This is a genomic window from Polaromonas sp. P5_D5 (assembly GCF_054049435.1).
The window spans coordinates 14,831-35,614 of sequence record NZ_JBFUMJ010000005.1 but is presented as its reverse complement, the minus strand read 5'-3'; the positions used below and the strand labels follow the sequence as shown (position 1 = coordinate 35,614).

At 58.1% G+C, this 20,784-nt stretch carries 15 protein-coding genes; 8 read left to right on the top strand and 7 right to left on the bottom strand.

What is annotated here, in order from left to right:
* Positions 1 to 76: 76 nt before the first annotated feature.
* From ACXJKE_RS18755 to ACXJKE_RS18735, 5 genes are all read right to left on the bottom strand, one after another.
* Positions 77 to 1,510: an amidase gene (locus ACXJKE_RS18755; RefSeq protein ID WP_457282116.1), complete on the bottom strand. Its 1,434-nt coding sequence runs from the start codon at positions 1,508 to 1,510 to the stop codon at positions 77 to 79.
* Positions 1,507 to 2,193 carry an amino acid ABC transporter permease gene (locus ACXJKE_RS18750; RefSeq protein WP_457282115.1) on the bottom strand — a complete coding sequence of 229 codons (687 nt, stop codon included), beginning with the start codon at positions 2,191 to 2,193 and terminating at the stop codon, positions 1,507 to 1,509. The genes ACXJKE_RS18755 and ACXJKE_RS18750 overlap by 4 nt, the downstream gene beginning before the upstream one ends.
* Entirely contained in the window at positions 2,190 to 2,846 is a 657-nt protein-coding gene (locus tag ACXJKE_RS18745; protein WP_457282114.1) for an amino acid ABC transporter permease, read from the bottom strand. The genes ACXJKE_RS18750 and ACXJKE_RS18745 overlap by 4 nt, the downstream gene beginning before the upstream one ends.
* On the bottom strand, positions 2,846 to 3,634 hold the full coding sequence (locus ACXJKE_RS18740) for an amino acid ABC transporter ATP-binding protein (protein ID WP_457282113.1): 789 nt from the start codon (positions 3,632 to 3,634) through the stop codon (positions 2,846 to 2,848). The genes ACXJKE_RS18745 and ACXJKE_RS18740 overlap by 1 nt, the downstream gene beginning before the upstream one ends.
* A gap of 73 nt (positions 3,635 to 3,707) precedes the next feature.
* The gene (locus tag ACXJKE_RS18735) at positions 3,708 to 4,574 is read right to left on the bottom strand and encodes a substrate-binding periplasmic protein (RefSeq protein WP_457282112.1); all 867 of its coding nucleotides are present in this window, start codon (positions 4,572 to 4,574) and stop codon (positions 3,708 to 3,710) included.
* Between the two features lie 102 nt (positions 4,575 to 4,676).
* Between ACXJKE_RS18735 and ACXJKE_RS18730 the strand changes: the two genes are divergently transcribed.
* Complete coding sequence (locus ACXJKE_RS18730; RefSeq protein ID WP_457282111.1) at positions 4,677 to 5,825, top strand: GlxA family transcriptional regulator; 1,149 nt, start codon at positions 4,677 to 4,679, stop codon at positions 5,823 to 5,825.
* On the opposite strand, the gene ACXJKE_RS18725 is transcribed toward ACXJKE_RS18730, so the two are convergent.
* Positions 5,749 to 7,197 (bottom strand): sensor histidine kinase, encoded by a 1,449-nt coding sequence (locus ACXJKE_RS18725; protein WP_457282110.1) that lies wholly within the window; start codon positions 7,195 to 7,197, stop codon positions 5,749 to 5,751. The genes ACXJKE_RS18730 and ACXJKE_RS18725 overlap by 77 nt on opposite strands.
* 462 nt (positions 7,198 to 7,659) lie before the next feature.
* Between ACXJKE_RS18725 and ACXJKE_RS18720 the strand changes: the two genes are divergently transcribed.
* Both ACXJKE_RS18720 and ACXJKE_RS18715 read left to right on the top strand, forming a co-directional pair.
* Entirely contained in the window at positions 7,660 to 7,890 is a 231-nt protein-coding gene (locus ACXJKE_RS18720) for a hypothetical protein (protein WP_457282269.1), read from the top strand.
* A gap of 288 nt (positions 7,891 to 8,178) precedes the next feature.
* Positions 8,179 to 13,368: a phosphorylase family protein gene (locus tag ACXJKE_RS18715; protein WP_457282109.1), complete on the top strand. Its 5,190-nt coding sequence runs from the start codon at positions 8,179 to 8,181 to the stop codon at positions 13,366 to 13,368.
* An 87-nt stretch (positions 13,369 to 13,455) separates the two neighbouring features.
* On the opposite strand, the gene ACXJKE_RS18710 is transcribed toward ACXJKE_RS18715, so the two are convergent.
* Positions 13,456 to 13,959: a hypothetical protein gene (locus ACXJKE_RS18710; RefSeq protein WP_457282108.1), complete on the bottom strand. Its 504-nt coding sequence runs from the start codon at positions 13,957 to 13,959 to the stop codon at positions 13,456 to 13,458.
* A 248-nt stretch (positions 13,960 to 14,207) separates the two neighbouring features.
* On the opposite strand from ACXJKE_RS18710, the gene urtA reads away from it, so the two are divergent.
* The 5 genes from urtA to urtE all read left to right on the top strand — a co-directional run bounded on the left by urtA (position 14,208) and on the right by urtE (position 20,746).
* Positions 14,208 to 15,479 carry an urea ABC transporter substrate-binding protein gene (gene urtA, locus ACXJKE_RS18705; RefSeq protein WP_457282107.1) on the top strand — a complete coding sequence of 424 codons (1,272 nt, stop codon included), beginning with the start codon at positions 14,208 to 14,210 and terminating at the stop codon, positions 15,477 to 15,479.
* Between the two features lie 272 nt (positions 15,480 to 15,751).
* Entirely contained in the window at positions 15,752 to 17,335 is a 1,584-nt protein-coding gene (urtB, locus tag ACXJKE_RS18700) for an urea ABC transporter permease subunit UrtB (protein WP_457282106.1), read from the top strand.
* A gap of 13 nt (positions 17,336 to 17,348) precedes the next feature.
* The gene (gene urtC / locus ACXJKE_RS18695) at positions 17,349 to 18,467 is read left to right on the top strand and encodes an urea ABC transporter permease subunit UrtC (RefSeq protein WP_457282105.1); all 1,119 of its coding nucleotides are present in this window, start codon (positions 17,349 to 17,351) and stop codon (positions 18,465 to 18,467) included.
* The gene (gene urtD / locus ACXJKE_RS18690) at positions 18,464 to 19,348 is read left to right on the top strand and encodes an urea ABC transporter ATP-binding protein UrtD (protein ID WP_457282104.1); all 885 of its coding nucleotides are present in this window, start codon (positions 18,464 to 18,466) and stop codon (positions 19,346 to 19,348) included. Before urtC ends, urtD begins: the two co-directional genes overlap by 4 nt.
* A gap of 705 nt (positions 19,349 to 20,053) precedes the next feature.
* On the top strand, positions 20,054 to 20,746 hold the full coding sequence (gene urtE / locus ACXJKE_RS18685) for an urea ABC transporter ATP-binding subunit UrtE (protein ID WP_457282103.1): 693 nt from the start codon (positions 20,054 to 20,056) through the stop codon (positions 20,744 to 20,746).
* Positions 20,747 to 20,784 lie beyond the last annotated feature (38 nt).

Genomic DNA, 20,784 nt, shown 5'->3' with positions numbered 1-20,784 from the left:
CGAACTCCAGCGAGGCTGGCGCTGATTTTTGTAGGCGAAAACCGACGGCGGCCCACCACGCTGCAGCGCCGCCCCTTCAGCGCTCCAGCTCAAGGCCTGCGGGATACAGGCGGTTCCACGGCGTTGCCTTCTCAAACGCAAACGCTGCGCGCAATATCGTGGGCTCGGCGAACGGGCGCCCGATCACCTGAATGGAAACCGGCAGGCCGTTGGCCGAAAGCCCTGCAGGAACGGCCACCGAGCACAAATCAAGCAGGTTTACAAAACGGCCGAACCTTGACAGCGGCGTGGCCAGTTCATCGACCTCGCTGACGGGAATGGCGGTAATGGCGTTGGTCGGAAATACACAAACATCCACGCCGTCCATGGCGTCCAGCATCGCGGCTTTCGCAGACTCGCGGTCGCGCAGCAGGCTGATGTACTGGGCGGCCCCGATGTCCCGGCCCAGCATGATCCGCCGCTTGATGTTCGGGTCAAACTCCAGCTCATTGCGCTCGAAAAGCGTGCCGAGATTGGCATAGCCTTCGGCGCTCATCAGGCTGCCTGCAATGCGCATGGATTGCGCCAGGCTTTGCGGAAGCGGCTTGTCCACCAGGGTCATGCCAAGCCCGGTGAACACGGAAAGAGACCTGTCGTAAGCCTTAAGCACTTCCGGGTCCACGTCTTCGCGTTCAGCTTTTGGCAGGGTCCAGACCCGCATTCCCCTGACATCTTTTTCAATCTCTTTTGAAACCGAACGCGAGGGCGAAAAGCGGGATGCCGCGTCCTGCGGGTCGGGCCCCGCCAGCACGTCCAGCAGCGTTGCGCAATCCTTCACGGTCCGCGTGATGGGCCCCACTGTGTCATGCGTGGGGCACAGGTCAATCAGGCCGTAGCGGCTGATCAGACCATGTGTCGTTTTCAGCCCCACCAGCCCGCAGAGCCCGGCCGGAATGCGAACGGAGCCGCCGGTGTCCGTGCCCAGCGCTGCGCTGGCCATGCCCGCCGAAACCGCCACGGCCGAGCCGCTGCTGGAGCCGCCGGGCACACGGTGGGTTTCAAGGTCCCAGGGGTTCCAGGGTGTGCCCATGGAAGTATTGGTTCCCCAGCCGCCAAAGGCAAATTCCACCGTGTGTGTTTTCCCCAGCACGATGGCGCCGGCTGCCCTCAATCGGTCGACCACCGTCGCCGTGATGGTGGAGGTCCGCGGCGGGAGCGATCTGGAGCCCGCGGTGATGGCATGGCCTTTAATTTCAAACAGGTCTTTGACGGCAATGGTCACACCATGCAGCGGGCCGACCGTGAAGCCGGCCTGCCTGAGCTTGTCCAGGCCGCGGGCGGCCTGCAAGGCTTCATCTGCATAGAGGTCTACATAGGCGTGCAGCTTGGCGTCAAAGGCGTCTATGCGCGAGAGCTGGGTTTCGACCAGTGTTTCGCTGGTGGTTTCTCCGCTGGCAAGAGCCTCGAGCGTCTGCTCCATGGAGGCGTAGGCAAGCGATGTGTTGAGAGAGAAATTGGCGATAGAGGTCATGCAGCACCCATGACCCGCCGGCCGCGCGAGAGGCGCTTTTCAAGCGCGCGCGAAAGCATTGACAAGGGGAAAGCAATGGCAAAGTAGAAGGCGCCCACCAGCAGGAAGATGTGCAGGGGCAGGAAGAACTCGCTGGACATGGCCCGCGCCGTCAGCATCAGCTCGTCCGTGGCGATCAATGCGCACAGCGAGCTGTCTTTTAACAGCGCCACATAGGTGTTCAGCAGCGGAGGCAGCATGACGCGCAGCGCCTGGGGAAACACCACATGCATGAACACCTGGTGCGGCGCCAGGCCAACGGCCAGGGCTGCTTCGCGCTGCCCGCGGTGAATCGACTGCAGGCCTCCGCGCAAAATCTCGGCAACATACGCGGCACCGTGCAGGCCCAGCCCGATCACCCCGGCCCAGAAGCCCGGCAGCGTAAGCCCGAGCGGCGGCAGCGCAAAGTAGAGCGCCAGCAGCAGCGCGAGCAAGGGCACGGTGCGCACGAACTGGATGAAAAAGTTGGCGGCAAAGCGCAGGACCGGCCGGCCGCTGCGGATCATGGCCGCCAGGGCCGCACCCAGAAGCAGGGCCATCACAAAGCCCGCAGATGACAGCTTTGCCGTTACCTTGGCCGCCTCGGCAAGGCGGGGAGCCCACTCGGGCCAGTATTGCAGGAAGACTGCAAAAAAACTGTTCATCGCTTGTTCTCCATGCGGCTTTCGGCCTTGGCAAATCCCCAACTGACCGGCAGCACCATGGCCGCATACAACAGCATGGCGGCAAGATAGATCAAAGTGGTTTCAAAGGTAGAGGTCACCAGGTTCCTGGCAAAAAACATGATTTCCGGCGCGGCAATTGCCGACGCAATGGACGTATCTTTGAGCAGCTGGCTGGTGTAGTTGCCGAGGGATGGCCACGTCACCCGCAGCATTTGTGGAAGAAGAATGTGAATCAGCGCCTGCCGCGGTGTCATTCCGACGGAAAGGGCGGCCTCGCGCTGCCCGGCGTGCAGGCACTTGAGCCCGGCGACAAATACATCGCACAACACCGCTGCGCCAACCAGCCCCAGGCCCAAAATCGCCGCCACCAGCGGCGAGAGTCGTATGCCCACAGCCGCCAGCCCGAAATAGATCACGAAGAGGTGTGCCAATGCCGGAACGTTGCGCATCCATTCGATGTAGGCGGCAATCGCCAGCTTCAGCAAACGAAAGCGCGCGAAAGTGACTGTCACCGCCAGCAGCATTCCGCCCGCCAGCGCAATGACGAAAGCACCCAGGGCTACCACCGCGGCGGTAACCGCGCCACCCATCAGCACGGCGAGGATGCCCCCGAAAATTCCAAGCTGTTCCATCACCTGGCCAGCCCCGGGTTGTCAGCCACCTGGCCCAGAAAGCTGCGTGTGCGTTCCAGCTGCGGGTTGTTGATGACATCGACAGCGGGGCCCTGCTCAACAATGTGGCCGCCGTCCATGAAGATCACGCGGTCGGCCACGTCCCTGGCAAAGCGGATTTCGTGTGTGACCAGAATCATCGAGCGGCCCTCTTCGGCCAGCTCACGAATCACGGTGAGCACCTCGCCGACCAGCTCCGGGTCAAGCGCAGAAGTCGGCTCATCAAAAAGAATGAGCTTGGGCTGCTGGGCCAGGGCCCTGGCAATGGCCACGCGCTGCTGTTGCCCTCCGGACAATCGCTCCGGGTATTCATCTGCCTTGTTGGACAGGTGAACCTTCTCCAGCATGGCGTCGGCGAGCTCATAGGCTTCGGGTTTCGACATGCCGCCGGCCTTGATGGAGCCCAGGGCCACGTTGTCGCGAACGTTCAGGTGCGGCCACAAATAAAACAACTGGAACACCATGCCGATCTCACGGCGCTGGGGCGCGAGTTCGCGGTCATTCATAAAGCGGAACCCGCCGTGCCGGGTTGGCACCTGGCCTATCCGTTCACCGTCAAGCACGACCGAGCCTTCGCCTGGTTGTTCCAGAAAATTCAGGCAGCGCAGGCAGGTCGATTTTCCGGAGCCGCTGGGGCCGATCAACGACAGGGTTTCGCCTTTACTCAGGTCAAAGGAAATTCCCTTGAGCACTTCGAGCGGGCCGTAGCTTTTTTTCAGCCCGTCGACTTTTAACAGGGTGTTGTTCATTGGATTCAGTTTTTTGACGCAGACGAACGCATGAGAAAAACACGCATTCGCCTGTATCCATGCTTCGAAGGGCTTACTTGCAGGACGGCAATTTCCAGTCGGCGGGGCGGTCTACGCCGGCACGGAAGTTCTGGCCCACGGGCACGTACCAGACGTCTTGCACCAGGCCGTATTTGCCGCCGATCTTCTTGAGCTCACAGCTCTGCCAGAGCTTGGCGATCTCCGCGTTCACGGCCTTGGCGAGTTCCGGGTTGTCCTTGTTCAGGCCAAACACCACCTGACCGAGTCCAGTGAGGAGCGGGTAGTCCGGGTTGTTGTCAACGAAGGCGTTGAACTTGAGCTTCCATTGCGGGTTGCGCGAAATGGCGTACTGCATCACGGGCGGGTCGCCGATGACCGCGTCAATACGGCCGGCCAGCAGGTCGCGCACTGCCGCGTCGGATGTGTCATACATCGTCAGTTGCAGGCCGGTGATTTTGCGAAGCTCCGGAATGAACGAAAAACCGGTGATCGTGCCGACCTTTTTGCCTTCCAGGTCCTTGAGGTGCGACCAGTTGGTCTTGCTTGACTGGGTGATGCCGTTCTTGAAGTAATGGATCGGGTCGCTCAGGGTCATGATCTTCGAACGCTGCTCTGTCCAGCCCATGGTGCCGGCCATCACGTCGACGCGTTTGGCTTGCACCGAAGCAATGGTGCCCGACCATTCCATAAGGGCGGGCTTCACCTTGAGCTTGACGGCCTCGGCCACACGCTGGAGGATCTCGCCGTCGTAGCCAATCATGGCGCCGTCCTGGTAGCCGGTGCCCGGCATGTCGCCGGTGAAGGCGATCGTCAACGCGTCTTTTTCAACGGTTTGCAAGGCCTGGGCGTTGGCAGCCGGCAGTACCGCCCCCGCGGCGAGAAGCATGCACAAGAGGCGTGCGGCGAATGTTTTTTTCATGAAAACTCCTGATGGTGGTTTAACGAAACTCTCACTGACGGGGTGGATGGTATGAAGCGCCGTCAACTTGTCATAGGAAGCTTTGGCGTGTAAATTGAACGTATGCGACATTCGGGAAAATTACCTGCGAAGGGCGCTTCTGCGCCCAAAGCTGCGGCGGCAAAGCGCGCAAAGCGTGCACCCGCGAAGGCCAACAGGGCGGCCGGCGCACAGGATGAGGGCAACCAGCTGGTGGACCGGCTTGACGCGGCCAAGGCCAAAACGCCTCCAAAAACCGGCGTGGAACTGCGGGTCGGTATTTTTCTGTGCCCGCGTTTCCCCCTGTTGTCGCTGGCGGGGCTGTGCGATGCGCTGCGCCATGCTGCAGACCTGGGCGACCAGAGCCGGCAGCTTCGCTGCACGTGGGCGGTGCTCAGCGCCGCCGGCGAGACCGTGGCCTCCAGCTGTGGCGTCGAAGTGGCCACGCTGCCCGCGGCTTCGTCGGACTGCAACTTTGATTACGTGGCGGTGATCGGGGGCTTGCTGCCCTTCATGAAAACGGCCGACCCTCGAGGTGTGAAGTTTCTGAACCACGCCGCAAAAGCCGGTGTGCCGTTGATTGGCATTTGCACCGGCAGCTTTGCGCTCGCGCGGCATGGGTTCATGCAAGGCCGCATGGCCTGTGTTCATCCCTTCCATGTCAATGACTGGAAGGAAGCTTTTCCCGATCTACCCTTCACCACCAACTGCGACTACATCTTTGATGGCGACCGGATCACCTGCGCGGGCGGTATCTCGATCATCGAGCTGGCCACCGAGCTGATTCGCCTGCACTGCGGCCCGGACCGCGCCGCCAAGGTTGTGCACCAGATGACGGTAACCCGCAAATCCGCCATCTCGCACGTCGCGCGCCGGCGCGCGCTGGGTTATGCCTGTGCCGACAACGACAAGCTCCGCCAGGCCATTGTGCTGATGGAAAAGAACATCACCACGCCGCTTGAAATTTCCGTCATCGCCAAAATTGTGGATTCCAGCAGCCGGCAACTTGAAAGGGTCTTTCTGGCAGAAACGGGCGCTTCCCCTTCGGGGTTTTACCGAAACTCCCGGCTGAAATACGGCCGGTGGCTGCTGACCTCAACCGATTCGCCGGTGAGCACCATTGCCTATGAATGCGGCTTTGCCGATGCCTCGCACTTCATCCGGCACTTTCAACAGCTGTATGGTGTTTCGCCCGGGCGGCTGCGGAAGGCGTTGCCTGCGGTGGAGGTGTAGGCCCAATTACAGGCCCAGGTACAGACCCGCGGGGAGCTTTTTCGCTTTTCTCAACCTCTTCGTATCGGGGCAGCTCCACCCAGAAGACGCTGCCCCGCCCCCGGCGGTCCGTCATGCCCACGGGGTGCCCCAGCAGCTGGCTCAGGCGGTAGACGACCGCCAGCTCCAGCCCAAAGCCCTCGGCCATGCCCTGCTGCGGGATGCCTTCAGAGAAAGTCTGCTGGCGCTCATGCGCAATGCCGGTGCCTGTGTCCCAAAGCTCTATGCGCCACTTGCCCCGGCGCGGCCGCGCGGCCAGCAACACACCGCCGCCATGCGTGTTGCGCAAGGCGTTCGACAGCAGGCAGCCCACCAGCCGCGTGAGCAGCACCGGGTCTGACACCGCCCGTCCCGCGGCGGTTCGGGTGCGCAGGCGCAGGCCTTTTTCGCGCGCCTGCGGCGTGTGCTCTTCGGCCAGCGTGTGGACCAGCGCGGCCAGGTCTACCGGCTGCAGGTGCACGCTCAGCGAAGCCGGTTCCAGCCCCGCCAGACTGAACAGCGATTCAAACAACTCGTCAATCTTGCGTGTCGAATCGCCAATCTTGCGCGCAATCTGCGCCGCAAACTCCGGCTCCGCCGTTAACCAGTCGGCATACGGGCCCAGCGCATGCACGGGGTGGCGCAGCTCATGCGCGGCGCTGGCAATAAAGCTGCTCCGCACGGCTTCTGCCTCCGCCAGGGCCTGTTTGCGCTCCTCCAGGGCCTTGATCAGTTCCTGGCGGTCAAACTGCCGCTCCAGGCTGATGCGCTGGGCCCGGTACATGCGCCGGCCCGTCACATGGGCCACCCACAGGAAGACCAGCACAACCCCCATTTCGGCGCCGGTGTCGAGCACCGAAGGCACGCCCCTCGTCAGGTCTATTCGCCAGGCCAGGGCCGCCAGCACCGAGGCACTCAAGCCGTTGCAGTACGCTGAGACGGTACGCAAGCTCGGCGGGCCCGAAGCCACCGCGACCACCGCGATGCCCCCCAGGATCATGATGCACACCAGCTGGTCTTCGATGGGGGCCTGGCGGTACACCACAAACATCAGCGAGCCCCAGACCACCGCGCTCAAGGGCCAGGCCCATCCAAGGAGCGACATGAACTCCCGCAGCGCCACCCCGTCGGCCTCCGCCAGGCGGTGGCGGTAAGCATGCAGGATGGCATAACGCAGCAGCGTCATGGAGCAGGTGGCCAGGGTCCATACCCACAAGTCCCATGGCGCCACACGCCCATGCAGCATTGCCACCACCACCAGAATGATCAGCACGGCCGCATGCAGCGTAGGCCGCGCATTTTGCATAAACGTGCGGGCCAGCTGCACGCTGATCCAGGTCTCGCGTGGGGTCATCGAACGGCGCCTTCGGGGGCTGCTGGCGTGGTGGGCGTCATTGAGAGCGGATTCTTCTGTGAGCGGGGCGGGGTGCGGGCAACAACAATATCAGTGATTTTCCCTTGAGTACCGGGTGGGAAGAAGAGGGTGGGAGTGGGGCTTCTACCTATTATTTGGCTTATGGACATCCACTCTGCCTTCGCTTGGGGAGGTCTTCATGGAGGCCTTCTTTGCGAGGTAGCGGGGATTGCGGCGCGCCCGTTTGGCGTTGCGCCGTATTCCACTGGCTTCACGGCAGCCGGGGCATGAAAGTCTGGTTTTTGTTGTCCCGCCAGCCTTGTGCTGATCTTGCCAGTGTTGGCGGCGTTGGGCGAGCCGTCTTTGGTTGTCGTTGGGGGGTGGTTACAACGGCGGAACGTGTACCTTTTTATTCATGCTGCGTGCCACCTGTGTGGAACGGGGTAGGGCGCGCGTGAGCAGCTGTTTGACACGGTAGACATGTGCGTGCAAAGCGCAGAGCGCGGCCTGGGCGTTGCGATTGCGGACGCTGCGCTGTTCACCGACCTGATTGCCTCACAGAAAGTGGTGACGCCCTTCGACATCGAGGTCGACAGCGGGAACGGTTACTTCCTCACCTATCCGCCTGAGCGGCGTGAGCAGCGGAATATCCGGTTGTTTGAGGAATGGCTTGTGTCTGTGTTGCGGGCTTGAGAGGTTTTTTATGACCTGTATTACATAGTTCATACCTGATCGGCTGAGCGCATGCGACTTCAGAAGGTGTTGGCTGATGTTGGGTGTGCACGCGAAGCAAGAATGATTGGCGGAAGTGTTTCACAAGGCGAACTTCGCGCATTTCAGGTGAGTTGTGGACCATTAGGGACGGTGGGGTTGTCGTACTGCGTACGTACATGAGATGATGACGTGCAACGCAGTGAGAACGACGCCTATCTGGGCGGAAGATGTTGTTGTAGTTCCAAAAAAAGAAAGCATCCCTGAGGCATGGATCACTTCCGCTTAGCAGAACAAGTAAAGCTCGAGTTCGGCATTAAGACGAGGAGGGCCCTCATAATTACGACTGTCGTGCATGAGAGTCTGGCGGTGCTGGCCCACTTGGTCGATGTAGAAGAGGTAGCTGGTGTGAGCGGCGCTATCTACGACATAGGTAGGTTTCCGGATCCTGCCGGCGACTGGCACGTAGTCCACGCTATTACACAAGCTGGCAATAGCGATACCTCCGTTGTAGCAACGAAGGCCCATTGGGAGTTCGGAAAATTCGATGTGCAGATGTTTGTGGGCGTAGCTGGCTCACTGAAAACGGATATTCCAATTGGAAGCGTCGTTGCGGGTGAGTATGTCTACAACTCCCAATCGGGAAAAGTAGATGAAAAGGGCTTCTATTCGAGACCGCATGCGCATCCAGCGGCGCCTGAACTTATTAAGGCTGCTCAAAGACTGGTATTAAACGGAAATTGGGTTGATTTAATAAGAGACCCGAGACGCACGAAGTTGCCGGCTCCGGACGTTTATCCATGCCCGTTCCCTCCAAATGCCATCGTCAAGGCAATAGCTTCGGGCGAGCAGGTGGTAGCTGGAGCAAACACACCAGCTTATCAAGCGATTCGCAAACATTTGAATGACGCCGGTGCTGTCGAAATGGAGGGGTACGGTGCCATGACGGCGGCTCATCAGGAGGCTACTTCCGCGATTGTGATCCGAGGCATTTCAGACATGTGCGACGGAAAGGATCACCAAGCGGACGCACAGTATCAGCCAATTGCGTCCGCACACGCGGCCGCATTCGCGTTCGCTATGCTGTCGCTCCGTAGTAAAGCGAGCCCATTGAGTCCGAACTTGGGCGAATTGCCTGTACAGATGCCAAAGCCGGAGAGAGTGGAAGCCGCGACGACCGAGCAGCGTGTCGACTATGTGGTGAATTTCAAAGGTACGCTCTCGGATTGGTCGGAAGAGAAAACTGAAGAAGTTATCGAAGCACTCCGAAAAATCACTGGAGATCCTGCATTAGCTCTTTTACGTATCGATGGGGGATCTGTCAGAGTAGTTGTAAGCGTTCGCCAAAAGGACGTTTCATCCTTGACACTGGAGGCAATCAAGGCCGTCGCAGAGACCTCGGGTAGAGAGCTCCTTGGCGCAGTCACAGTTGGTGCCCTTGTCGAAGCTGAACTGGCAAAGATAGCCTTCAAGCAGGCGTCGGCTGATCTGCTGTCTTGGTCGCGAACTCTTCCTGGCGGGGGGTGGCTGGAACGCCCAGAGAAACAGAGTATTGAGAGTCGCTTTAATTCGGAATTCAGCTCCACAGTATTACTTGGCGAGCCCGGCTCTGGTAAGTCAGCCCTATTGGCTGCTATTGCGAACGACCTTGTCAAAGCCGACGCATCGATATTCGCCATCAAGGCTGATTTCGTGTCACCCGAAGTTCGTAGCGAAAAAGATCTTCAAATCGATCTCCGTTTGCCCGGGCTACCAAGTGATTTGATCGAGCGCTTAGCAAAACTCCAGCCGATTTTCTTGTTCATCGATCAGCTAGATGCACTAGCAAGTCAACTGGATTTGCAGAGTGATCGCCTCAACGTACTGCTGAATCTTGTCCGAAGAGTAGGTCAGTTGCCTAACGTTCATATAGTGCTATCTGCCAGAACATTCGAATTCAATCACGACGTAAGACTCAAAGCGATCGAAGCAGAACCTATTACTCTATCGTTACCGCCTTGGCATGAAGTAAAAGAAAAGTTAAGTGTCGCAGGGGTCGACGCCGACACTTGGCCCGAGAGCGCGCGTGAGGTAATTCGCAATCCTCAAGCGCTTAAAACTTATCTTTCCCTCGGTCAAAATGAAGGTGACCAACCTTTCTCAAAATATCAGTCGATGTTGGAGCAGTTGTGGCGGCAAAAAATTTCGATGACATCAGACGGCGAATCGTTAGCGCTACTGGCATCCGATATTGCTGGAACTATGGCGGAGGAAGAGGCTTTGTGGCTTGCGAGCTCCAGGTTTGACCTTCGAGCTTCAGTTCTTGAAAGACTTGAAGCGAGTGGTTTGATCGTTCGGTCTGACAACGGGAAGAGTATCGCGTTTAGTCATCAGACAGTATTCGACTACGTGCTCGCGCGCAGTTTCGTGCGTAGCACTGGTCGGCTTTCTTCCTATGTTCTCCAGCGTCAAAATTCGCTCTTTGTACGTCCCAAACTTTGGTCGGCGCTGCGCTATTTGAGAGATGCTGAGACTACGTCGTATGAACGAGAGTTCTTGGAGATCTGGCGAGAAAAAAATCTACGTCGACATCTCCGCATACTACTCATAGAATTTCTCGGTGAACTCAATGATCCGCTTGAATTCGAGAAAGTTTTGCTCGATGAGGCCATGCACACGGATGATCTCCGGGTCGCCGCTTTGAAGGCAATCATCGGAAGTCCCGGGTGGTTCGCCAATTTTTCACGAAGTGCCATCCCTTCAGCTATGACTGGGAGCGACTTAGAAATCGTTCAAGCTGTGGGAATTCTCCAAAGAGCTTGGTCTTTTTCTGTAGATGATGTTATTCGTCTGCTACGCGAACAGTGGCTCATCACATCAACGAAGGATAGCTTCACTTGGTCGGTGTTGGAGGTCTGTACGACTTGGTCCGAATCTGTAGAGCAGATTGCCAGGACAATTTTGTTCCGAACCCCCATAGGCTTATGGAATGTTGACTACATGGCGTCTGTAGTTGCTGTTGAGCAACCTGAGGTCGCCTTTAGATTGATCCGCGTCAAATTGGAATATCTCCTTCAAAAAGCTCGAGTTAGCGCAGCTGAAAAGTCATTCGTAGATAACGAAATTCATGATGATGGACCCGCCCGAGGTGTCGCCACTGAACCGACAACGCCTTTCACGGAAATTCTTGAAGATACTGATTGGCATAGCTTGCCTGGTATGGCCGAGGCAGAGCCGGAAAAGTTTCTTGATGTGCTTTGGCCGTGGTTCTCGAGTCTCTTTATTGAGCTAATGCACCGGACGGCTTCGAAGGAGGTTGATCACGTTTTTCCAGGCCTGTATTCAATCAATCTATCTCTTGAAGTGAATACGTCCGAGCATTTGAAACGCGAACTACCGTTACTCTCAAGCCTCGCACTTGCAGTGGAGGGCGTCGCTAACAACAGTACCGCATATTTTTCAACTTGGGTGGATGCGAGTAGCAGGCTCCAGTTCATGGCCTCCCAGCGACTTATCGCGCACGGATTTTCCGCAGTCCCCGAGAAGTATGCGGATCAGGCTTTCGCTTGGATTTTTGACGACCTTCGTAGATTGCAGCTTGGCAATGCTTACGCTTATAGGCAGACAACTTTTGCACTTGTCAGTGCAGTTTCGTTCTATTGGAGTAATGATCAAGTGCGCGAATTTGAACTCAAGATTCAAAAGTACCGACCCCCAAGGCCAGTGCATCTAACTGAAGCCCGGCAACTTAGGTATTTCATACAAAGCACCCGAAAAATCAGAGCGCACCTGTTGAGCGCAATCCCTATTGAACGATTGAGCGACAAATCTCGGGAATTAGTTGCCGCCGAAAAGCGCATGCAGGGTGGCGATCTGGATGACTGGGGGATTCGTGGTGGCGGAGGAGGATTTATTGGTTCTCCGATGTCCACCGAGGCAATGATAAAGGCCAAAGATCGTGACATCCTTAAGATGTTTGAGGAGATTCCAGATAGTACCCAGTGGGATCATCCAAAGAATTGGATGCGCGGCGGAAATATCCAACTTTCAAGAGCATTCGCCGAGTTTTCTAAGTCGGATCCGGTACGGGCACTTCGGATCATGGAGCAGTTCAAGCCCAAGCTGCAGGAGCGCGCTGTGGGTTACGCTCTGGAGTCAATGGCTGAAGAAGGAGGTCACGACGAAGAACTTCAGGAGACCCTATTAGACCTTCATCAACGTGGTTTTTTCGAAGAGGAATTTCGAGGTTCTGCCGCGCATGCCATAGAGAAAATAGCAAATCGCTCAATAGCGATTAAAGAATCCGTAGTTCAAATTCTGACTGGGTGGCTGAGCGGTTCGGTAGATGATACGGATGGTTCCGCGGACGAGCCTGTGACCCAATCTGAGGTGTTGGAGAAGGACGAACAACAGCGTGATGATGATCGGCAGCAAAGTATCTTATGGGGCCACGGTGGTATCAGCATTCTTCCAAATGGGAATTTTCCGATTTTGTCGGCACTTACGTCGATCTTGCTTAGAGAAAAAGGTACTGGTAGAGATCGCCTGCTAAATGTTTTAAGCGAACATTTAGCGAGGGAACGAGATCCGAAAGTCTGGCAGGCTTTGCTTATCCGGTTGTCGCACGCTGGAGGCACGGAGCCTGAAGCCGTTGCGAAGTTCTTAAGATCATTGTTTGCGCGTCATTCGCAATTGCTTGAAACTCGTGAGGCAATCTACTTCTTGGCCTATGCCCAGCGGTGGGACGACATGCTTGTGTACGACCTGATCCTACCTTGGAGATACTCTGAAAATCCAATGTTGCGCCAGGGGCAAGGAGAACTGGTTGGATTGATCTCAACCGTCCAGGATTCCGCGCGCTGGATTGCAATGCGTGAGCAATTGATTGAGGGGGGAACGACCGAGGCAAAGACCGGCTTGGCGTATGCCGGATCAAATTTGTGGGCCGACGCGCAGTTCCACCCTGCGGCGGGAAAACTATTGACTCGCTTGGTTGCTCACGCCGACAAAGATCGGATGGCGGCAATTTTGGATGTGTTTAGGCTATGTGATGATCTGCTTCCTGAGCCAACGACGCTCGAGTTCTTGCAAGCTTTGACTGCATCTGAAGTAGACCTTTTTGATACCCGCTCTACTTTCTTGATTGAAAAACTTCAATCACTCCTTCCGTATGCGGCTGATGTGATCGGTAGCATTGCCATAAAACTAGTAGAGTCGTGGCGCAAAGACGTACGCAGAGGCCAGACTGCGACCGGGCTAGATGCTCCGCAGTTAACAGATCTAGCAATTACCCTGCACCGATTGGGCGGGCCTTCCCGTGAAACAGGCGTCACAGTGTTCGAAGCCCTGATCGATCTTGACGCTTATGGCGCGCGGGAGACATTGGCTGAGATCGATGGACGGTTTGGTCGCTATCAGATAAACCCTCGACGTAGGATATCCAGGCGAGTCAGAAGTCGTAAGCAGCGAACAGCTAGCTAGTTATTCCGTGCATAAGAACAAGGCCTGCGTTATGCGCTTTGGTTTTGATACTCTGGTTATCCGCCGGCTGGTCCAAAAACCACATCACTACCGAGCCGTAAACCCAACCGGCAACAACGGCGGCCCCGTCCGGTACATATCCACGTAAATCGTGATCGTCTTGCTGCCTCCGTCGACCTGAATGTCGTACACATCCAGCAGCCCGCCACCTCTGGGGAGCGACTTGTCTTCGTACTCGCAGCAGGCGCCCCGGCGCTCGTATGTGATGGGTTCGCCTTTTGGCCCGCGCAATGAGTTGAGGTACAGAAGATGAAGCCGGGTGTCGTAGGGGCCTGTTCTGATGGCGTTTGCAGCAGAGTAGCCGTAGCCAGGGTCGGTGGCGGTTTGCAACTTGATGACGCGCAGATAGGGCGCCGTTGAATCTGATCGGCCGTTGGGGATGCCTTTTCCTCCTACGCGGGTGACGGAAAGAATCCTGGGCTCGGGGTTGCTTGCGCCTGGGCCGGACTGGGTGGTCTGGCACCCTGCGAGGATGGTGGCGGTCAAGGCAAGGATGACCAGGTGTGAAGAGCGGGAAACCAGCGCGTTCATATAAGAGAGTCCTCGTTTTTTAGTTTGATATAGGAGAGAGGTCAGCGGGCGCAGCGGCCTCCCTGTAATGCCGGCCCTCACCGGCAACCCACAGCATACCGGCCACCCCGCATACGCCACCCGGCGTATTCCCCAATCCCCCTCCGGTCCCCAGAATCGGTTCATCGCTGTGTAAAAGCCTTGGTTTCCCCTGGTTTTGGCGCAGCGAAACGCGATTCACACACCTATCTACCGGAGCGAGGATTCACATGCAACAACGTCGATTTACCCTCAAGGCGATGACCGCCGCAGTCGCACTGGCAGGCCTTGGCGCCATGCCTGCCGCTTTTGCCCAGGCGGGCGGCACCATCAAGGTTGGCATCTTGCACAGCCTGTCGGGCACCATGGCAATTTCTGAAACGACCCTGAAAGACACCGTGCTGATGGCGATCGAAGAGATCAATGCCAAGGGCGGCGTGATGGGCAAGAAGCTTGAGCCCGTGGTGGTTGACCCGGCTTCCAACTGGCCCCTGTTTGCTGAAAAAACCAAGCAGCTGCTCGGCCAGGACAAAGTTTCCGTCATCTTCGGTTGCTGGACGTCTGTGTCCCGCAAGTCGGTGCTGCCAGTGGTTGAAGAAATGAACGGCCTGCTGTTCTACCCTGTGCAGTACGAAGGTGAAGAACTCTCCAAGAACGTGTTCTACACGGGTGCGGCACCTAACCAGCAGGCTATTCCTGCGGTCGATTATTTGATGAGCAAGGCCGGCGGCGGCGCCAAGCGTTGGGTTCTGCTGGGCACTGACTATGTGTACCCACGCACCACCAACAAGATTCTGCGCGCCTACCTCAAGAGCAAGGGTGTCAAAGACACCGACATCGACGAGAAATACACCCCCTTCGGCCACAGCGACTACCAGACCATCGTGGCTGACGTGAAGAAATTCTCGCAAGGCGGCAAGACGGCTGTGGTGTCCACCATCAACGGTGACTCCAACGTGCCTTTCTACAAAGAGCTGGGCAATGCCGGCCTGAAGGCCAAAGACGTGCCAGTGGTTGCCTTCTCTGTGGGTGAAGAAGAACTGCGCGGTGTGGACACGAAACCCCTGGTTGGCCACCTGGCTGCCTGGAACTACTTCCAGTCGATCAAGAGCCCGGCCAACACCGAGTTCATCAAGAAGTGGTCTGCCTATGCCAAAGCCAAGAAGCTCCCTGGCTCTGACAAGCCTTTGACGAATGACCCGATGGAAGCCACCTACATCGGTATCAACATGTGGAAGCAGGCTGTTGAAAAAGCCAAGTCCACCGACACCGACAAGGTCATCGCCGCCATGGCTGGCCAGACCTTCAACGCGCCTTCCGGCATCGTGAGCAAGATGGATGAGAAGAACCATCACCTGCACAAGTCGGTCTTCATCGGCGAAATCAAGGCCGACGGCCAGTTCAATGTAGTGTGGAAGACGCCTGGCCCTGTGAAGGCCAAGCCATGGAGCCCATACATTGAAGGCAATGACAAAAAGCCAGACGAACCCGTCAAGAAGTAAGCCATAGAGCTACTGCGCAACCCGATCTGGGCCTTGCAGTGCTCGCCGTACCTCTGTACGGCTCCGCGCTGCAAAACCCACCTCGGGCTGCTCGCTACGCTCTCTGGACCACTTCTTCAATGGAGTGGTTCTGGTTCTTCCGGTCTTGACGCCGTTTTGGCGTCTACGGTCCGGTTCTTGCTCTTGGTGAGTAAGACCGGTGCCCCCAAGGAAGTTGCAGTCTGGGAGCAACGCGGTTGCGTGCTGTGCCCAACCTACAGGTTCTTTCCCCTATGCTCCGTTACCCACTTCTCCGTCTACTCTTTCTTGCTACGCTTTTGATAGCTGCTCGCGCTTATGCCTTAAGCCCTGAGGAGGTAAAAGGCATGTCAATTGGCGAAACGGAGGCGCGTGTGGAGGCCCTGGGCAAGGCCGCTGCCAAGGCTGACGAGAAGACGGCCGCATTCATACAGGCGCTGTCTGACGATGCGGTGAAAACCAAGGGTGACAAGGTGTTTGTCGTGAAAGACGACAAAGCCTTTGACCCGATCACCGGCGCCGAGGTGCCGCTGCCGGCCGATGCCGAAGACGTGATCAACCCCAACCTGATGCGCAGCGAGATCGACAACGCGCTGGCCGCGTTGAAGCTGTTTTCCAAAGACGAGAAGCAGCGGCGCGATGCGATCAAGACGCTGGGCGGTGACAACGACGAAGCGCGGCTGCCGCTGATTGAAAAAGCCTACGCGGCCGAAACCGTGCTCGAGCTGAAGAACCAGCTCGAGCTGATGCGCGCCGCCATCATGCTGGGCAGCACCGACAAGGCCAAGCGCCTGGAGGCCGCCGCGCAGCTGGCCGGCAGCAAGAACCCCAATACCAAAACGGTGCTGATAGAACGCCTGGGCACCGAGGCCGATGCCGATGTGAAGGTGGCCCTGCAGGCTGCGCTGGCCAAGGTGGAGGCCTCGCTGGAGTGGGGCAACAAGCTGGGCGCGATTTTTAGCGGCATCAGCCTGGGCAGCATTTTGCTGCTGGTGGCGCTGGGGTTGGCCATCACTTACGGGCTGATGGGCGTCATCAATATGGCGCACGGCGAGCTGATGATGATTGGCGCCTATGCCACCTACGTGGTGCAGGGCGTGTTCCAGAAATACTTTCCCGGCGCGTTTGACTGGTATTTGCTGGCCGCGGTGCCGGTGGCCTTCATGGCCTCGGCGCTGATGGGTGCGGCGCTGGAGCGCAGCGTGATTCGCTTCCTCTATGGCCGCCCGCTGGAAACACTGCTGGCCACGTGGGGTATCAGCCTGATGCTGCAGCAGCTGGTGCGTTCGATCTTCGGTGCGCAAAACGTGGGTGTTGAAAACCCGGTGTGGATGAGCGGTGGCGTGCAGGTGCTGGGCAATCTTTCGCTGCCTTACAACCGGCTGGTCATCATTGTGTTTGCCGTGGCGGTGCTGCTGGGCGTGGCCTGGCTGATCAGCCGCACACGGCTGGGCCTGTTTGTGCGCGGCGTCACGCAGAACCGGTCGATTGCCTCTTGCATGGGTGTGAACACGGCCCGCGTTGATACTTACGCCTTCGCGCTGGGCTCGGGCATTGCCGGCCTGGCGGGCTGCGCGCTGAGCCAGGTGGGCAACGTGGGGCCTGACCTGGGCCAGGGCTACATCGTGGATTCGTTCATGGTGGTGGTGCTGGGCGGCGTGGGCCAGCTGGCTGGCACGGTGTATGCCGCGATGGGCCTGGGCATCCTCAACAAATTCCTGGAGGGCTGGACGGGCGCCGTGCTGGCCAAGATTGCCGTGCTGGTGTTCATCATCATCTTCATCCAGAAGCGGCCACAAGGCATCTTCGCGATGAAGGGCCGTTCGGCTGAAGCCTGAGATGACGACCACCATGACCCCGATGCCAACTATCGTGCACCTTCCGGCCAAGGGCCCACTGCTTACGCGCGGCGGCTGGAGCGCCTTCATGATGGCACTGATCGCCGTCTGCGCCATTGCGCCCATGCTCAACCTGTGGGTGCCCGAGGGCAGCGTGTTTCACATGAGCACCTACGCCGTGGCGCTGCTCGGCAAGATCATGTGCTACGCCATCTGCGCGTTGGCCATGGATTTGATCTGGGGCTACACCGGCATCCTCTCGCTGGGGCATGGCGTGTTCTTTGCACTGGGCGGCTACGCCATGGGCATGTACCTCATGCGCCAGATTGGCCGCGACGGCAATTACAAAAGCGACCTGCCCGACTTCATGGTGTTCCTTGACTGGAAGACACTGCCCTGGCACTGGACTTTCAGCGACAGCTTTGCCGCCACCCTGTTTTTGATTGTGGCGGTGCCGGGCCTCATTGCATTTGTGTTTGGCTTCTTCGCGTTCCGCTCGCGCATCAAGGGCGTTTACTTTTCCATCATCACCCAGGCCATGACGTTTGCGGCCATGCTGCTGTTCTTTCGCAATGAAACCGGTTTTGGCGGCAACAACGGCTTTACCGACTTCAAGCGCATTCTCAACATCCCGATTGCCACGCCGTCGATGCGCATGACGCTATTCATCATGACCGGCCTGACGCTGCTGGGTTTCTTTTTGTTTGCCAAATGGCTGGTGGGCAGCAAGTTTGGCCGTGTGCTGCAGGCCATTCGTGACGCTGAAACGCGCGTGATGTTCTCGGGCTACAGCCCGCTGGGCTACAAGCTCACGATCTGGGTGATTTCGGCCATCATGTGCGGTGTGGCCGGTGCGCTGTATGTGCCGCAGGTCGGCATCATCAACCCGAGCGAAATGAGCCCGGCCAATTCGATTGAAATTGCCATCTGGGCCGCAGTGGGCGGGCGCGCCAGCCTGATCGGGCCGATTGTGGGGGCCTTCATCGTCAACGGCGCCAAGAGCTGGCTGACGGTGGCGTATCCCGAATTCTGGTTGTACTTTCTGGGGGCACTTTTCATCAGCGTCACGCTGTTCCTGCCCGATGGGGTGGTGGGCCTGGTCAAGAAGCTTCGTAAAGGGGGTGGCAAATGACCCCCGACCTTCTTGAGCAGGGCGCACGCCGCATTGAAGAGCGCCTGGCCGCGCTGGACGCCGGCAAGGCCAATACGGCATCGGGTGGCCGTAGCGCCAGTGGCCGCCGTATTGCTCATGCCACCGGCGAGGTAGACGTTACCCACGGCCGTATCCTGTACCTGGAAGATGTGAGCGTCAGCTTCGACGGCTTCAAGGCCATCAACAAGCTGAGCCTGGACATTGCGCCCGGAGAGCTGCGCTGCATCATCGGCCCCAATGGCGCCGGCAAGACGACCATGATGGACATCATCACCGGCAAGACCCGGCCCGATGAAGGCACGGTGTTTTTCGGCAGCACGATTGACCTGCTGCGCCACAAGGAAGCCGAGATTGCCCAGTTGGGCATTGGCCGCAAATTCCAGAAGCCCACGGTGTTTGAGCAGCTCACCGTGTTTGAAAACCTGGAACTCGCGCTCAAGACCAACAAGGGCGTGAAGCATTCGATGTTCTTCAAGCTCGATTCAACACAAAGCGACAGGCTGGCCGAGATCCTGGTGACGATTCACCTGGCAGACAGTGTGGGCCGCATGGCCGGCAACCTGAGCCATGGGCAAAAGCAGTGGCTGGAGATCGGCATGCTGTTGATGCAGGACCCGAAGCTGCTGCTGCTCGACGAGCCGGTGGCTGGCATGACCGATGAGGAAACGGCGCGCACGGCGGAACTGTTCTTGACGCTCAAGGGCAAGCATTCGCTGATGGTGGTGGAGCATGACATGAGCTTCATCAAGACGATCTCGGAGATCGTTACCGTGCTGTGTGATGGGTCTGTGTTGGCTCAAGGCACTCTTGATCAAGTGCAGGCGGATGAGCGGGTGATTGAGGTGTATCTTGGCCGTTGAGGTTTTATCTTCGCCTGTTCTTGCTCCGGCGGTGTGCTCTTTGCGGAGGGCGGCTGGCCGGGGGTTGCCCGGCGGCAACTCACTTTTCTTTTGCTTCGCCAAAAGAAAAGTAAGCAAAAGAAAAGGCGACCCTGCTGTCTGCGACCCTTCGCTGCGCTACGGGCAACCTGCGGTGCTCGGTCCAGGCGGGGTCTCGCTCGAACTCGCTTCGCTCAGACAATCGCGATCCCTGATCCGCCTGAATCTGCGCTCCTCGGCGCAGACAGAAGGGGGTGGGGAGAGGAATACCAAAACCGAATACCCAAACTGCCAAAGACAGAACCCCGAAGACCACAAGAAACAAGGACTCGCCGTGGCGAGTCCTTGTTGGTATTTGTCTTTTGTTTTCGGCCTTCAGTCCCCGCTCCCGATTGGCCCTTGTGGATGCGCCGAGGAGCGCAGGGCCAGACGGATCAGGGCAAAAACTTGTTTGAGCCGCAGGCGAGTTGTTTTTGACCCCGGCTGGACCGAGCACCGCAGGTTGCCCGAAGCGAAGCGTAGGGACGCAGGAACCAGGGTCGCCTTTTCTTTGGTGACTTTCTTTTGGCGAAGCAAAAGAAAGTTACTTGCATGCCGGGCAACCCCCGGCCAGCAGTTCACAGCAATGAGCGCAGGGACCGAAGCAAGAACCAACCCTCGAAATGCACTTCCCTACGGAGACTCCTCATGCTCCAAGTAAAAAACATCAACCAATACTACGGTGGCTCTCACATCCTCAGAGACGTGAGCCTCGAATCCCACCTGGGCAAGGTTACGGTGCTGCTGGGCCGCAACGGCGTGGGCAAGACCACGTTGCTCAAATCACTGATGGGCCTGATCCCCATCAAGACCGGCACGATTGAATTCGACGGCAAACCTGTCCAGGGCAACACGCCGTATGAGCGCGCCCGCGCAGGCATCGGCTTTGTGCCGCAAGGCCGTGAAATCTTCGCACGCCTCACGGTGGAAGAAAACCTGCGCATGGGTCTGGCCTACAAAAGCGCGAGCACGCCGATTCCTGCCGAGCTGTATGAGCTGTTTCCGGTGCTCAAGCAAATGCTGAACCGGCGCGGTGGTGACTTGTCGGGTGGGCAGCAGCAACAGCTGGCCATTGCGCGTGCACTGGCGGCCAAGCCCAAGCTGTTGATTCTTGACGAGCCAACCGAGGGCATTCAGCCCAGCATCATCAAGGACATCGGCCGCGTGATCCGCATGCTGGCCGATCGCGGTGACATGGCCATCTTGCTGGTGGAGCAGTACTACGACTTCGCGCAGGAACTGGCCGACGACTACCTGGTGATGGAGCGCGGCGAATTCATTGCGCGCGGCCAGGGCAAGGACATGGAAACCAACGGCGTGCGGCAGCTGGTGGCGATTTAAGCAGGGTGCCTGTCGTCGCCTTGCGTCAAAGCCCGGTT

Coding starts and splice junctions, on each gene's coding strand:
- ACXJKE_RS18755 (WP_457282116.1), bottom strand. CDS start 1,510: ATGACCTCTATCGCCAATTTCTCTCTCAACACATCGCTTGCCTACGCC.
- ACXJKE_RS18750 (WP_457282115.1), bottom strand. CDS start 2,193: ATGAACAGTTTTTTTGCAGTCTTCCTGCAATACTGGCCCGAGTGGGCT.
- ACXJKE_RS18745 (WP_457282114.1), bottom strand. CDS start 2,846: ATGGAACAGCTTGGAATTTTCGGGGGCATCCTCGCCGTGCTGATGGGT.
- ACXJKE_RS18740 (WP_457282113.1), bottom strand. CDS start 3,634: ATGAACAACACCCTGTTAAAAGTCGACGGGCTGAAAAAAAGCTACGGC.
- ACXJKE_RS18735 (WP_457282112.1), bottom strand. CDS start 4,574: ATGAAAAAAACATTCGCCGCACGCCTCTTGTGCATGCTTCTCGCCGCG.
- ACXJKE_RS18730 (WP_457282111.1), top strand. CDS start 4,677: ATGCGACATTCGGGAAAATTACCTGCGAAGGGCGCTTCTGCGCCCAAA.
- ACXJKE_RS18725 (WP_457282110.1), bottom strand. CDS start 7,197: ATGACCCCACGCGAGACCTGGATCAGCGTGCAGCTGGCCCGCACGTTT.
- ACXJKE_RS18715 (WP_457282109.1), top strand. CDS start 8,179: ATGGATCACTTCCGCTTAGCAGAACAAGTAAAGCTCGAGTTCGGCATT.
- ACXJKE_RS18710 (WP_457282108.1), bottom strand. CDS start 13,959: ATGAACGCGCTGGTTTCCCGCTCTTCACACCTGGTCATCCTTGCCTTG.
- urtA (WP_457282107.1), top strand. CDS start 14,208: ATGCAACAACGTCGATTTACCCTCAAGGCGATGACCGCCGCAGTCGCA.
- urtB (WP_457282106.1), top strand. CDS start 15,752: ATGCTCCGTTACCCACTTCTCCGTCTACTCTTTCTTGCTACGCTTTTG.
- urtC (WP_457282105.1), top strand. CDS start 17,349: ATGACCCCGATGCCAACTATCGTGCACCTTCCGGCCAAGGGCCCACTG.
- urtD (WP_457282104.1), top strand. CDS start 18,464: ATGACCCCCGACCTTCTTGAGCAGGGCGCACGCCGCATTGAAGAGCGC.
- urtE (WP_457282103.1), top strand. CDS start 20,054: ATGCTCCAAGTAAAAAACATCAACCAATACTACGGTGGCTCTCACATC.